An 11,794-nucleotide genomic window follows, 5' to 3' on the forward strand; every position below is an offset into this window, starting at 1 on the left:
GGCCACCGATCGGTGCCGGCCGGTAGATCTGGTCGCCCTTGAAGTCCCGTCAGGAAAGGGTGATCGACCATGAGGCGTGGCAGAGCAACCGGCATGGCCGGGCTGGCCTGCGCGGTGCTGGCGTTGAGCGTCCCAGCACCCGCGGCCGCCGCCGACCAGGTCAAGCTGGGAGATGTCCAGCAGGCGATAGAGACCGTGGCGAAGACCGACGGCGTGGTGGGGGCCATCGGACAGGTGTACGTCGACGGCAGGCGGGTGGGCCAGGGGACGGCGGGCTCACGCCTGCTCGGCGGCAAGGGTGGGCGCATCCCGGCGGATTCCCGTTACCGCATCGCGTCCCAGACCAAGCTCATGGAGGCCACGATCGTCCTGCAACTGGTCAAGGAGGGCAAGCTCGGCCTGGAAGACAAGCTCAGCGACGTCCTGCCCGACATGGCCAAGCACGACTATGTGGATCGGGCCGACGAGATCACCGTGCAGCAGCTGATCCGTCACACCTCCGGCATCCCCGACTTCATGGAGAGTGGGAAGTTCGACGTGTTCGACTTCACCACCGCCTACAAGCCGATCGACCTGGTGAAGGCCGCGCGTACCGTGCCTCGCAAGGGCGAGCCCGGGGAATACCTCTACTCCACCACCAACTACGTCCTCCTCGGCATGATCATCGAGAAGCTGACCGGCAACGATCGGGCCACCGAGTTCAAGCGGCGCCTGTTCACCCCGCTCGGCATGAAGGACACCTATCTGGCCACCAAGGTCTCCGACCAGATCAAGGGTCCGCACGGACACGGCTACTACCCCGATGCCAAGGGCAGGCCGCGCGACGTCGACCGGCTCAACGCCACCATCGGCGCCGAAGGAGCGATCTCCACCGCGCACGACGTCAGCGCCTTCTACAGCGCGCTCAACCAGGGCAAGCTGCTGCCGCCGGACATGCAACCGCCGCGGCCACGGCCCAGCCTGTGCGGCGGAACGGTCGCGGCGGCCGCGGGCGGCATGCCCGGGATCAACTCCATCACCTTCTCCACGACCGACGGCCGGGTTCAGTTCGCGGTGGCCGCCACATTGAAGATCGATAACGAGCAGGCCATGGCCGTCGGTGACGCCATCAACGAGGCCGCGGAAGCCGTCCTCTGCCCCGGCCAATAACCGGAGCCATCCGTGGACCGCGAGACCCGCCCAGCTGAGTGAAGGAGATCCATCAGCGTGAAACGTTCCCTCCTACCCGCGCTGGCCTGCACCGGCGTCCTGACGTTGGCGACGTCCGGCGCCGTGGCGGCCGTGCGGACTGAGCCGGTCGTACGGGCTGAGCCGGCCGTACGGACCATGGCCTCCACCTGCGACTCCAAGCCGGATCAGCCCGTCGCCACCGGCCTGAGCACCATCAAACAGGCGTACGACTGCATCTTCACCGCCTTCTACGGGCGCGAGCGACTCGACCACTGGGCGGTGCTCGCGACCGGGTTCGCCGGGCTCACCGAGGAGCTGAACCGCCGCGGCACCGACCGGCCCAACGCCACCATGCCGCCGTTGACCGGGAACCGCACGACCGACCTGAACGCATTCGCGGCCGGGTACGAGCGATTGGTGGCCACTCTGCCGGACGACGCCACACTGCGACAGGCCGTGGCCGGGGCGACGATCAAGGGCATGGTGGGCAGCCTGCACGACAATCACTCGCAGTGGCGCCGCCGAGCGCAACCGCCCGGTAAGCCGGGCGACGCCTATGGCCTCGGCTTCACCACCTCGCCCGGCTATTCGATCACGTACCGGGCGCCGCAGAAGGCGGTGGCTCCGCTGTTTGTCAACGCCGTGCAGGGCGGCCCGGCCGCCGCCGCCCGTATCCGTCCGGGCGAGATCGTGCAATCCGTCAACGGCGCGCCCGTCTTCGTGGACGGTGTCCTGTCCAGCGGTGCCATGAACCTGCTCAACCCCGAATACTCCGGTTCCCACCCGGACCCGGTACGGCTGGCGCTGCTCGACCCGTCCACCGGCCGAGTCAGGAAGACGACGCTGCGGCCGAAGCTGTTCACGCCCACGACGCGGCCCGTGACGGCCCGCCGGCTCGACGGCGACGTGGCCGCGATCAAGCTCACCAACTTCCAGCCCGGGACCGCCGACCAGGTCCTGGCCGCCATCGCCGGGCTGCGTGAGGGCAAGAAGCTACGTGGCCTCGTCCTCGATCTGCGCGGCACCAACGGCGGCTCGCCCGCCGAGGTCGTCAAGCTGCTCAGCGGCTTCGTACACGGCAAGGTGCACAGTTACGACTGCGCCCCGGACGACACGTGCACGCCCAACCGCACCGACGACACGGTCCCGCTGCTCGGCCTGCCCGTGGCCGTGCTCACCGACGGCATCTGCGCCTCGGCCTGCGACGCCTTCTCGGCCGCCGTCAAGGACCTCAAGGTCGGGCCGCTGATCGGGTCGCGTACGTCGGGCATGGTGTCGGGATCCGCCGGGATGTTCACGCTGGACGACGGGAGCCTCCTGACCCTGCCCGCGGCCTACCAGGTGGGCGCCAACCACGAACTGATCAACGGCATCGGCGTGGCGCCCGACCACTACCTGCCACTGACCGCGAAGGACCTGCGCAAGGGCCGCGACCCAGCGATGGCCAAGGCCCTGTCCCTGCTTCCGGCCGCCCGGTAGGAGCACTCCAGGCCAGGGCGGACGACGTCAGCCGCTGTTGGTGGTCGGGCCGGGCCCCTCGCCCGCCTTCTCGTCGGTGGACGGGCCGTCGTCGGTGGAGCCGGAGGTCGGGGGGAGGTTCAGCGGGGTCGCCTCGCAGGGCGCCACCGTCCCCTTGACCACCTCCAGCGAGGTCGCGATGGGCGGCTTGTCCGCCTGGTCGACGGAGACCGCCAGGACCAGCGTCTGATCGCCCACCACCTGCCCCTTGTCGATCCGGAACACGATCCCCGTCCCGTCCCTCCCGACTTTGATGCCGTTCTCGACCCGCCCGTAGCCGGCCCCGTGCTCGCCTCGGGGCTGCTTACAGGTCTGGCCCGCCGGCAGGTAGTCGACCACCGCCGCCACTCCCGCCGCAGCGAGCTTGGCCGCCAACTCGTCCGAGTCGCGGAACTCGTTGATCCGCACCTCGACCGACCCGTCCGCGCTCTTGGTCACAGCGAAGGCCGGTGCTCCGCCGTACACGTTCATGGCCACCACCGTGGCCGCCGCGACCCCCGCCACCGCGGCGGCCAGTCCCACGACACGGCGGCGTCGTGCCGGGGTCTCGACGACCATGTCCGCCTTCCTGGCGGCGATGTCGTCCTTGAGCGCACTGAGCAGGCGCTCCTCGAAGTTGCTCATGCCTGTCCCTCCACGTACACAGCCGATGGCGAAGCGATGTCTTCAAGGGCGCGTCTGGCCCGATGCAACCGGACTCGTGCGGTCACCCCGTTGATGCCCAAGGCCGCGGCGGCCTCCTTGACGGTGAGCTGATCGATCGCCACGAGCTCCAGTACGGCCCGTTCGCCCTCGGGCAGCTTGCCCATGGCCTCCAGGGCACGGCGCATCTGGCGCTCGGCGTCGATCCGTTCCTCCATCCGGTCGAGATCGTGGTCGTCCATCATTCGCCTGCCCGCGATGCGGCTGGTCGCCTTCGTCTCGCGGGCGTTGCGTCGATACTGGGCGGAGACGACGTTGCGTGCCACGCCGTACAACCAAGCGGTCTCGCTGCCCCGGCCGGGGCGGTAGGTGTGCCCGGAGTCCAGGACCGCCAGGAAGATGTCGGCAGTCAGATCGGCGGCCAGATGAGGATCGCTCACTCGGCGTACGACGAACCGCATGAGGCCATCGACATGGCGGCGATAAAAGGCTTCAAAGGCCTCGGGGTCTTCGTTGAGGCGCACAGGCCTCGCTCCCTTCGTCGTTCGCCCTTACATCTCTACTTGGACCGAAGGCCGCGAAGCGTTTCCGATCAGGTCGGCCGAAGGAGTTCGGCGACGTCGAGCCAGATGGTGACCTCGGCGGCGGTGAAGTGCCGGATCGCCCAGTCGACCATCCGCAGGCTCATGTGGGCCCAGCAGGCCGGCGCCACCTTCTCACTCACCAACCCATCGAGCAGGCGAGCCAGCTCCGGTGCCCGGTGCGTGAGGTCGAAGCGCAGCGTGACGAGGTCGAAGTCGGCGTCACCCCGCGTGGCGCCGTCCCAGTCGATCACCCCCGTGACCGCGCCCGATTCGTCGACCAGCACGTTCTCGGGGTGGAAGTCGGTGTGGACGAGGTCGTCGCCGTCCAGCTGCTCCGGGAGGGCGGCGCCGACCTCCTCCACCTGGTCGAGCAGGCGGCGCGTCCGGCTGTCGTACGTCCGCAGCGGCTCGTGCAGGCAGAAACCCGGCCCGTCGCCGCGCAGGAAGAGCGCCATCCCGGGCAGGTCCGTACGGCCGGCCAGCAGGCCACGGCAGCGCCGGTTGACGTCGAGCATCGACTCGATCGTGCGCGGGGAGGGCTGGTTCGGGGAAGAGCCGGGCAGCAGCTCCTGCACCACGATCGGCGGGCGTACCAGCTCGTAGCGCGGCGCCGGGACACCCGCCGCGCGGGCCACCTCCAGCAGCGCGCCCACGTCGGGCCCGTGAGTGAGCACCGACCGGTGGCCGTCGGGCCAGCGCACGTACGCGGCACCGACCTGGCCGCCGGGGCACGGGCCTTCATAGGTGAGCGGGACATCGAGCCGGCGCAGGACGCCGTCGATGTCGAGACGAGGCACGCGGGGAAATGGCACAAGAACCGATCCTCGCCAGTCCTCCAGGTGTGACACAACAGACAACGGCGCACGGAATCACGGCTGATCGTCCCGATGCTGCAACAAGGGAGTGAGCTTCAAGCGAAGGGAAGCACGCCATGACCATCCTCGTCGCCTACGACGGCTCGGCCGACTCGCGCGCCGCGATCGAGTTCGCGGCCAAGCACCTGGCCGCCGAGCCCACGCTCATCGTGACCGTGTGGGAGCCCCTGCTCGTGCAGATCAAGAGGTATCCACTGGCCGGTGCCGGGGTCGTCTCCGACTCCGGTGAGGAGTGGCGGATCCAGGCCGAGCAGTACGCCAAGGAAGGGGCCGAGCTGGCGACCGCCTCAGGGCTCGCGGACGTGACCTATCGGGCGGTGGCCGACAACGAGTCGATCTGGCGGACGATCGTGGACGTCGCGGACGAGGTCGACGCGTCGCTGGTCGTCACTGGATCACGAGGACTGGCCGGCGTGCGCTCCGTGCTGCTGGGCAGCGTCTCCAACCACGTGCTGCACCACGCCCACCGGCCGACCCTGATCGTCCCCCCGGCCAAGAAGTGATCTAGCAGACCTGCGAGGACTCCGTCTCGGCGGGGGCCGGGCAGCATTGCTGGGGCGGGGCGAGCCGCGTGTCGATGCGCCTGGCGCCCGGTCCCTCGCTGCCCAGCCGGTCGTGCGGGTTGGCCAGCGCGCACCGGTCGAGTGACAGGCACCCGCAGCCGATGCAGTCCGTGAGGTCGTCGCGGAGCCGCTGGAGCTGCTCGATCCGGTCGTCGAGCTCGCCGCGCCAGGTCGCCGACAGCCGCGCCCAGTCGTCACGGGTGGGCGTACGCTCCTCCGGCAGCTCGGCCAACGCGTCCTTGATGGTCCGCAGGGGGATGCCCAGCCGCTGCGACAGCCGGACGAACGCGACCCGGCGCAGCGTGTCACGCGTGTAGCGCCGCTGGTTGCCCGCGGTGCGGCGGCTCCCGATGAGCCCCTTGGCCTCGTAGAAGTGCAGCGCCGACACGGCCACGCCGCTGCGCTCGGCGAGCTGGCCGACCGTCAGCTCCTTGGAGTTCCATGCCACCTTGGTCATAACCTCAAGAATAGTTGAGGATTACCGGGCGGAAGTGGGTGACCAGCCGTTCGCCGTCGAAGATGTGCAGCGCGTAGGCGGGCGGCAGGTCGTACGAGACGGGGAACTCCGCGTCCGTCTCCACGCTGGTCAGGGCGGTCGAGATGACGCCGGGTGCGACGACCAGCGGCAGCCCGGCGAAGCGGGCCGACACGGCGGTGTGCGCGTGGCCGGTCAGCACCGCGGCCACGTTCGGGTGCCGTGACAGCAGGTCCGCCAGCCGTTCCGGCTCGCGCAACCGGATCTTGTCGACGTACGGGATGCCGAGCTCGATCGGCGGATGGTGCATCCCCACGAACGCCGGGACGTCAGGGCGCTCCGACAGCACCTCGTCGAGCCAGGCCAGCGTCTCGTCGGCCAGGTAGCCATGGGCGTGGCCGGGCACGCTCGAATCGGCCAGGGCGATCGTCACGTCGTCGAGCCTGAGCGCCTGGTTGGCGGGGCCGAGCAGCTTCTCGAACTCCGGCACCGCGTCATGGTTGCCCGGGCAGACGGCCAGCGGCAGCTCGCCGCGGAACAACTCGTCCGCGATCGCGTACTCCTCCGGCAGCGCGTGGTCCGCGATGTCGCCCGTGACCAGGACGGCGTCGAGCCGCAGCGTACGCAGGTGCCGCATGACCTGCCGTGCGCGCTCGACACTCTCGTCGGAGCCCCCGATGTGCACGTCGCTGATCTGCGCAAAAATCGCCATCTGAGCACTTTATTCCACATGCATGGGCCGTTCGAAGAACGTCTCCAGCACGACGACCGTCTGGGTCCCGGTCACGCCGTCGACCTCGAACACCTGCCGCAGGACCTGCTGTAATTCCCGGGTGTCGGCCGTACGGACCTTGAGCAGGACCGAGGCGGGCCCGGCGATGACGTGCGCCTCCTCGACCGGCGCGATCGCCGCCAGCCGCGCGGCGGCGTCGCCCATCCAGGCGCCCCCGTCGACCAGCACGTACGCCACCACGTCCCGGCCGAGCGCCACCGGATCCACCTCGATCGTGGTGCGCTTGATCACGCCACGCTCCCGCAGCTTGCGCACCCGCTCGTGCGCCGCCCCGCCCGACAGGCCCACGGCCGTGCCGAGAGCCGCGTACGACCGTGTGGCGTCCTCCTGAAGCAGGCCGATCAGCATCTTGTCGATCTCGTCCATGACAGTATGCTATTCGACTATGGAGCAAATTTACCGAACCCCATCCAGCACGATCCCCACGGAGTTCGAGGTGCTGGACGAGCGCTTCGCCGCGATCGGCGGCGACGACCTGGTCGAGCGGATCTACACGGGCACCCGCTGGGCCGAGGGGCCGGTCTACTTCCCGGCGGGCCGCTTCCTGGTGTGGAGCGACATCCCCAACGACCGGATGCTGCGCTGGGACGAGATGACCGGCGTCGTGGGCCCGTTCCGGCAGCCCGCCGGCTACGTCAACGGCAACACGCTCGACGGCCAGGGCCGCCTGATCTCGTGCGAGCACGGCGCGCGCCGGGTCACCCGCACCGAGGCCGACGGCTCGATCACCGTGATCGCCGACCGCTGGCAGGGCAAGCGCCTCAACAGCCCGAACGACGCGGTGGTCCGCTCCGACGGCTCCATCTGGTTCACCGACCCCGCTTACGGCATCGACAGCGACTACGAGGGCCACCGGGCCGATCCCGAGATCGACGGTTGTCACGTCTACCGCGTCGATCCGGTGACGGGCGAGGTGGCCCGGGTGGCCGACGACTTCGACCGGCCCAACGGCCTGGCCTTCTCGCTGGACGAGTCCCGCCTCTACATCGCCGACACCCGCCGCAGGCACGTACGCCTGTTCGATGTGCACGACAACGGCACGCTCTCGGGCGGGAAGGTCTTCGCGCAGGGGACAGACGGCGACACCTTCGACGGGATGCGACTGGACGACACTGGCCGCGTGTGGGCGGCGGCGGGCAAGGCGGTGCTCTGCTACGACCCCGACGGGACGCTGATCGGCCGGCTCCACTTGCCCGACTCCGTCGCCAACCTGGTGTTCGGCGGGCTCAAGCGCAACCGGCTGTTCATCGCGGCCTCGACCTCGCTCTACTCGGTGATGCTGAACGTCACCGGCGCCCGCCCCGTCTGGTCCTAGTACTACTCCCAGCGGAACAACCGAATCGCGACCCCGCCGAAGACCAGCAGCCCGGCGGCCATGACGATGAGGTGCAGCGGCTGCGGCGCGTGGCCCGCCCAGGTGTCGCGCAGCGCCTGGGCGAACGGCCCGGCCACCGAATAGTCGCTCACCGCGCGCAGCGCGTCCGGCATGGCCTCGCGCGGGATCCACATGCCCGCCACGAACATCAGCGGGAACATCACCACCGACCCGATCCCCGGCGCCGACCTGCCCGTAGGCGCGATCGAGGAGATCACCAGTCCCAGGGCCAGCAGCGCGGCCGAGCCGAGCAGGAAGACCAGCACGAAACCGGGGAGCTGCTTGGGCATCGCGGCGCCGAGCACCACGTACCCGAGCACCACCAGCAGGAAGACCGACACGGTACCGACGACCAGGTTGATGAGGAGCTGTGCGGCCAGCAGCCGCCCCGGTGCCACGGGCGTCGTCGACATCCGCCGGAGCACCCCCTGCTCGCGATAGGTGACGAGGACGGCGGGCAGCACCGAACAGGCGAGCGTCAGCATCGCCAGCAAGGTCATCTGCGCCGGCAGCTGGGTGTCGATGTACCGCTGCCCGCCCATCGCCGGATCGGGCTTGCCCAGGTCGGGGAGGCTGCCGAGCCCCAGCAGCAGGGCGAGCGGCAGGCCGATGGTGAAGATCATGTTGGGCCACTGCCGCAGGTGCAGCTTGGTCTCGACGAGGAGGATCTTCCTCATGACAGCTTCCTTCCGGTCAGTGCGAGGAACGCGTCGTCGAGGGTGGCCTGTTCGATGCGCAGGTCACCGGGGACGATCTGGTGGTTGGCGAGCGTCAGCATGACGGCGGAGGCGAGCTCGCCGGTGCCGGTCACCACGACCTGCTGTCCGCTCCTGGCGACCTCGGTCACCTCGGGCAGAGCCAGCAGGAGGTCGTCGGAGAAGGGTCCGGTCGGCCGGAATCGCAGCCGCTGCGCGCCTCCGACCTGGGCGATCAGCCCCGCCGGTGAGTCGGTGGCGACGACCCGGCCCGCGTCGATGAGCGCGACGCGGTCGCAGAGCCGCTCGGCCTCCTCCATGAAGTGGGTGACGAGCACGATCGTCACGCCGGAGTCGCGTACCTGCTCGACCAGCTCCCAGGTGTCCCTGCGGGCCTGCGGGTCGAGCCCGGTGGTGAGCTCGTCGAGCACCGCGACGCGCGGCCTGCCCACCAGCGCCAGCGCGACGGACAGGCGCTGCCGCTGGCCGCCGGAGAGTTTGCCGAAGTGCGTGCCCCGCTTGTCGCCGAGCCCGACGCGGTCGAGCAGCTCGGACCAGTCAGCCGGATCCGGGTAGAAGGAGGCGTAGAGGTCCATGGCCTCCCACACCTTGATCTTTTCCGGCAGCGCGGCGCTCTGCAACTGCGCGCCCAGCACCCGGCGCAGCGCGTCCCTGTCCTGCTGGGGGTCGATCCCGGTCACGCGTACGGTGCCACGATCGGGAGTGCGTAACCCCGCGACGCACTCGACGGTCGTGGTCTTGCCGGCGCCGTTCGGGCCGAGGATGCCGAAGATCTCGCCATCCGACACCTCGAACGACACGTCGTCCACCGCCACATGGTCGGGATACCGCTTGTGGAGGTTCCTGACCTCGATGATTTTCATGCCTTCGACGCTAGGAATCCCGGCTCGCGCGGGGAATCGGGCTGGGTACCCGGTGAAGGTGTACCTAGGTGCAATGTGCGGGAAGCTCCGGCTCGCGCACACTGGAGGCATGTTGAGAAGGTACGGCCAGGCCGCGGTGCTGCTGGCGCTGATCCTCGTCGAGGTGCCCGCCGCCGTCGCCTCCTTCACCATGCTCGTCCTGGCCTTCGGTCTCGGCGTGGTCCCTCTTCTCCCGCTGCAGGTCCGGCTCGTCAGACGGCTGGCGGAGCACACGAGAGGGCTGCTCGGGGAGTGGACGGGGACCCGGATCGACTCGCCGTACCTGCCCAAGCCGCCGCCTCCGCAGCGGCAGGCCGACGGGATGTACCGGTCGAACCGCACGCTGTACAAGTCGCCGCGGGTGCCGGCCTGGAACGACCGGTGGAAATGGATGGTCACCGATCCGGCGACCTGGCGCGACTGCGTCTGGCTGCTGCTGGACCCGGTGATCAAGCTGACTCTGCTGCCGATGTTCCTGCTGCTGCCCGACCGCGGGCTGCGCCTCTACGCCCTGTGGAGCGAGCTGGTCCTGTCCGCGACCGCCGCGAGCCGCCTGGCCGGACAGGTCAACCACCTGCAGCGCGTACGCAACCTCGCCGCCGACACGCAGGCCGCCGAGATGCGCAGGATCGAACGCGACCTGCACGACGGCACGCAGGCCAGGCTGGTGGCGATCGGCATGACGCTCGGGGCCGTCGAGCAGCTCGTCGACACCGACCCGGCCGCGGCCAAGGCGCTGCTGAGCAAGGCCAAGGAGGCGTCCTCGGAGACGCTGACCGAGCTGCGCACGGTCATCCGCGGCATCCACCCGCCGGTCCTGGCCGAACGCGGGCTGGGCGACGCCGTCCGAGCCCTGGCCATCGACAGCCCGTTACGGGTGAGCGTGGACGTCGACCTGGCGCACCGGCCGGAGCCGCCGGTGGAGGCCGCCGCCTACTTCGCGGTCAGCGAGCTGCTCTCCAACGCCGCCAGGCACGGCGGCGCCGCCACGGCCACGATCGACATCAGCAGTAACGGCCCCGACCTGCGGATCTCCGTGACCGACGACGGCATGGGCGGCGCCGACCCGAGCAAGGGCACCGGCCTGATGGGCATCGAGCGGCGGCTCGCTGCCTTCGACGGGGTGCTGGCCCTGAGCAGCCCGCCCGGCGGGCCGACCACGGTGACCATGCACATGCCCAGGGTTCTGCCGCAGCACTGGGCGGGCAGCCTGCCCAAGCTGCCGCGCTGGAAGGCCGCCGTGGTGGCCACGCTCTGGCTGACGTCCTGGTGCCCGCTGTTCCCGCAAGGCATCGTGGCGGGCATCTTCAAGGTCTTCGGCATCGAGGAGAAGTCGTGGTTCCTCGCGCTGTACCTGCCCGAGCCGTGGCAGTGGCCGGCCATCCTGTTCATGATCACACTGGGCGCCGCCATGTACCTGACGGCCGCACTGCTTCCGGCCTGCCACAACAAGGAGCGCTGGCTGGCCGAGGCGACACCCCGCCGTCTATGGTTCAGCCGATGAACCGCGTTCTCATCGCCGAAGACCTCTACCTGCTCAGGGACGGCCTGGTTCACCTGCTCCAGGCGCACGGCTTCACGGTCGTGGCCGCCGTGGAGAGCGGGCCCGAGCTGCTCAAGGGCCTGATCGAGCTGCGCCCCGACGTCTCGATCGTGGACGTACGGCTGCCGCCCACCTTCACCGACGAGGGCCTGCAGGCCGCGCTGGCGGCCCGCAAGCAGGTGCCCGGGCTGCCGATCCTGGTGCTGTCGCAGCACGTCGAGCAGCTGTACGCGCGCGAACTGCTGGCCGACGGATCGGGCGCGATCGGTTATCTGCTCAAGGACCGGGTGTTCAACGCCGAGCAGTTCATCGACGCCGTTCGCCGGGTCGCCGAAGGCGGCACCGCGATGGACCCCGAGGTGATCGCCAAGCTGCTGGCCAGCAACGCACGCAACGAACCGCTGGCCGCCCTCACGCCACGCGAGCGGGAGGTGCTGGAGGCGATGGCCGAAGGGCGGTCCAACGCCGCCATCTCCCAGCGGCTCTACCTCAGCGAGAGCGCGGTGGCCAAGCACACGGCCGGCATCTTCGCCAAGCTGGGTCTGGGGCCCTCCGATGACGACAACCGCCGCGTCCTGGCGGTGCTCGCCTACCTCAACAGCAGATAGTCCGCATTGTCGGTGACACCGGCTACCTTT

The 11,794-nt window shown here is 69.7% G+C and carries 14 protein-coding genes; 6 read left to right on the forward strand and 8 right to left on the reverse strand.

Annotation, left to right across the window (positions count from 1 at the left end; genetic code table 11):
- Window positions 1-69: 69 nt before the first annotated feature.
- On the forward strand, window positions 70-1,149 hold the full coding sequence (locus ACGFNP_RS10045) for a serine hydrolase domain-containing protein (RefSeq protein WP_393316886.1): 1,080 nt from the start codon (window positions 70-72) through the stop codon (window positions 1,147-1,149).
- A 57-nt stretch (window positions 1,150-1,206) separates the two neighbouring features.
- Entirely contained in the window at window positions 1,207-2,649 is a 1,443-nt protein-coding gene (locus ACGFNP_RS10050) for a S41 family peptidase (protein ID WP_393316889.1), read from the forward strand.
- A 27-nt stretch (window positions 2,650-2,676) separates the two neighbouring features.
- Here ACGFNP_RS10050 and ACGFNP_RS10055 read toward each other — a convergent pair whose 3' ends face one another.
- The 3 genes from ACGFNP_RS10055 to ACGFNP_RS10065 all read right to left on the reverse strand — a co-directional run bounded on the left by ACGFNP_RS10055 (window position 2,677) and on the right by ACGFNP_RS10065 (window position 4,711).
- On the reverse strand, window positions 2,677-3,312 hold the full coding sequence (locus ACGFNP_RS10055; RefSeq protein ID WP_393316892.1) for a hypothetical protein: 636 nt from the start codon (window positions 3,310-3,312) through the stop codon (window positions 2,677-2,679).
- Window positions 3,309-3,854, reverse strand: a complete 546-nt coding sequence (locus ACGFNP_RS10060) for an RNA polymerase sigma factor (RefSeq protein WP_358338019.1) — start codon at window positions 3,852-3,854, stop codon at window positions 3,309-3,311. The genes ACGFNP_RS10055 and ACGFNP_RS10060 overlap by 4 nt, the downstream gene beginning before the upstream one ends.
- Before the next feature lie 68 nt (window positions 3,855-3,922).
- Window positions 3,923-4,711, reverse strand: coding sequence for a phosphotransferase (locus ACGFNP_RS10065; RefSeq protein WP_358338016.1), 789 nt, complete (start codon window positions 4,709-4,711; stop codon window positions 3,923-3,925).
- 134 nt (window positions 4,712-4,845) lie between these two features.
- On the opposite strand from ACGFNP_RS10065, the gene ACGFNP_RS10070 reads away from it, so the two are divergent.
- Entirely contained in the window at window positions 4,846-5,292 is a 447-nt protein-coding gene (locus tag ACGFNP_RS10070) for a universal stress protein (protein WP_358338013.1), read from the forward strand.
- Between the two features lies 1 nt (window position 5,293).
- Here the strand turns inward: ACGFNP_RS10070 and soxR are convergent, their stop codons facing one another.
- Genes soxR through ACGFNP_RS10085 form a run of 3 tightly spaced genes read right to left on the reverse strand, consistent with a single transcriptional unit; the run spans window position 5,294 to window position 6,986 of the window.
- Complete coding sequence (gene soxR, locus ACGFNP_RS10075) at window positions 5,294-5,809, reverse strand: redox-sensitive transcriptional activator SoxR (RefSeq protein ID WP_358338010.1); 516 nt, start codon at window positions 5,807-5,809, stop codon at window positions 5,294-5,296.
- Window positions 5,810-5,813: 4 nt separating this feature from the next.
- The gene (locus ACGFNP_RS10080) at window positions 5,814-6,539 is read right to left on the reverse strand and encodes a metallophosphoesterase (RefSeq protein WP_358338007.1); all 726 of its coding nucleotides are present in this window, start codon (window positions 6,537-6,539) and stop codon (window positions 5,814-5,816) included.
- A 9-nt stretch (window positions 6,540-6,548) separates the two neighbouring features.
- Window positions 6,549-6,986: an Lrp/AsnC family transcriptional regulator gene (locus ACGFNP_RS10085; protein ID WP_358338004.1), complete on the reverse strand. Its 438-nt coding sequence runs from the start codon at window positions 6,984-6,986 to the stop codon at window positions 6,549-6,551.
- Between the two features lie 19 nt (window positions 6,987-7,005).
- Between ACGFNP_RS10085 and ACGFNP_RS10090 the strand changes: the two genes are divergently transcribed.
- Window positions 7,006-7,935 (forward strand): SMP-30/gluconolactonase/LRE family protein, encoded by a 930-nt coding sequence (locus ACGFNP_RS10090; protein WP_393316899.1) that lies wholly within the window; start codon window positions 7,006-7,008, stop codon window positions 7,933-7,935.
- Window positions 7,936-7,937: 2 nt separating this feature from the next.
- On the opposite strand, the gene ACGFNP_RS10095 is transcribed toward ACGFNP_RS10090, so the two are convergent.
- Window positions 7,938-8,672, reverse strand: coding sequence for an ABC transporter permease (locus tag ACGFNP_RS10095; RefSeq protein ID WP_358337999.1), 735 nt, complete (start codon window positions 8,670-8,672; stop codon window positions 7,938-7,940).
- Entirely contained in the window at window positions 8,669-9,574 is a 906-nt protein-coding gene (locus ACGFNP_RS10100; protein WP_358337996.1) for an ABC transporter ATP-binding protein, read from the reverse strand. Before ACGFNP_RS10100 ends, ACGFNP_RS10095 begins: the two co-directional genes overlap by 4 nt.
- A gap of 109 nt (window positions 9,575-9,683) precedes the next feature.
- Between ACGFNP_RS10100 and ACGFNP_RS10105 the strand changes: the two genes are divergently transcribed.
- Both ACGFNP_RS10105 and ACGFNP_RS10110 read left to right on the forward strand, forming a co-directional pair.
- Entirely contained in the window at window positions 9,684-11,117 is a 1,434-nt protein-coding gene (locus ACGFNP_RS10105) for a histidine kinase (protein ID WP_393316903.1), read from the forward strand.
- Window positions 11,114-11,764 (forward strand): response regulator transcription factor, encoded by a 651-nt coding sequence (locus ACGFNP_RS10110; protein ID WP_219535042.1) that lies wholly within the window; start codon window positions 11,114-11,116, stop codon window positions 11,762-11,764. The genes ACGFNP_RS10105 and ACGFNP_RS10110 overlap by 4 nt, the downstream gene beginning before the upstream one ends.
- Window positions 11,765-11,794: the final 30 nt, after the last annotated feature.

Source organism: Nonomuraea sp. NPDC049269, from assembly GCF_043197155.1.
Classification (GTDB): domain Bacteria; phylum Actinomycetota; class Actinomycetes; order Streptosporangiales; family Streptosporangiaceae; genus Nonomuraea.

Bases quoted from the DNA above. Each gene is read 5' to 3' on its own strand.
- soxR (WP_358338010.1), bottom strand. From the start codon at position 5,809: ATGACCAAGGTGGCATGGAACTCCAAGGAGCTGACGGTCGGCCAGCTC.
- ACGFNP_RS10090 (WP_393316899.1), top strand. From the start codon at position 7,006: ATGGAGCAAATTTACCGAACCCCATCCAGCACGATCCCCACGGAGTTC.
- ACGFNP_RS10045 (WP_393316886.1), top strand. From the start codon at position 70: ATGAGGCGTGGCAGAGCAACCGGCATGGCCGGGCTGGCCTGCGCGGTG.
- ACGFNP_RS10080 (WP_358338007.1), bottom strand. From the start codon at position 6,539: ATGGCGATTTTTGCGCAGATCAGCGACGTGCACATCGGGGGCTCCGAC.
- ACGFNP_RS10055 (WP_393316892.1), bottom strand. From the start codon at position 3,312: ATGAGCAACTTCGAGGAGCGCCTGCTCAGTGCGCTCAAGGACGACATC.
- ACGFNP_RS10110 (WP_219535042.1), top strand. From the start codon at position 11,114: ATGAACCGCGTTCTCATCGCCGAAGACCTCTACCTGCTCAGGGACGGC.
- ACGFNP_RS10105 (WP_393316903.1), top strand. From the start codon at position 9,684: ATGTTGAGAAGGTACGGCCAGGCCGCGGTGCTGCTGGCGCTGATCCTC.
- ACGFNP_RS10070 (WP_358338013.1), top strand. From the start codon at position 4,846: ATGACCATCCTCGTCGCCTACGACGGCTCGGCCGACTCGCGCGCCGCG.
- ACGFNP_RS10100 (WP_358337996.1), bottom strand. From the start codon at position 9,574: ATGAAAATCATCGAGGTCAGGAACCTCCACAAGCGGTATCCCGACCAT.
- ACGFNP_RS10095 (WP_358337999.1), bottom strand. From the start codon at position 8,672: ATGAGGAAGATCCTCCTCGTCGAGACCAAGCTGCACCTGCGGCAGTGG.
- ACGFNP_RS10085 (WP_358338004.1), bottom strand. From the start codon at position 6,986: ATGGACGAGATCGACAAGATGCTGATCGGCCTGCTTCAGGAGGACGCC.